Genomic DNA, 644 nt, shown 5'->3' on the forward strand with positions numbered 1-644 from the left:
TCCCCGCCTGCACATGACTCGGTTCCGCCGTTTTAATGTCTTTACTGCTCACGGTGATATCCGTTTTGGCCTGTATATTGCCCAGCGTCACCTTGCCATCCGCCGTCAGACTGATGTCGCCTTGCGTAGAGGTCAGGTTGGTCAGGTTAACTTTCTTACCCGCCTCAGTACTCACCAGACGGATTTTATGGGCAGACATTCCCCCCAATGACCCGGTATCCATCGCGTTCCAGGGGATATCACCCTCGCCGGCAATAGGGACAAGAGTCCCGCGTTTGACATCAATCCGGTTGGACCCTTGTGTCAATGTCAGGTTTTTCGCCCGCACCTTGCCGTGAAGTCTCGTGGCCCGGCTGATAATATCGACATCATCCTGCGCCGTGGCATCCAGCCCCTTTTCATCAACGGTGATGGTGCCTTTTTTCACTTCCAACGCCACTAATGCGCCTGCTTTATCAAACACTGGTTTCCCAGTCGATAAGGTGACCGCCGGGGTATGGATAAAGCTACAGCCGTGACAGGTTACACCGTTCGGGTTGGCAATGAAGACCGCGGCTTTTTGCCCCACCACTTCCAATAAGCCCTGTAGATTTGAAGCTAACGTTCCCACCACTTCATGAATAATCAACTCAGCCGATTGACCG

At 53.3% G+C, this 644-nt stretch carries 1 protein-coding gene; it reads right to left on the reverse strand.

What is annotated here, in order from left to right; all coding sequences use genetic code 11:
- Window positions 1-644, reverse strand: a 644-nt coding sequence (locus EAE89_RS23135; protein WP_214086683.1) for a filamentous hemagglutinin N-terminal domain-containing protein, incomplete at both ends; no start/stop codon positions are given.

Source organism: Photorhabdus heterorhabditis (genome assembly GCF_018448905.1).
In the GTDB taxonomy this organism is placed as follows: Bacteria; Pseudomonadota; Gammaproteobacteria; order Enterobacterales; family Enterobacteriaceae; genus Photorhabdus; species Photorhabdus heterorhabditis.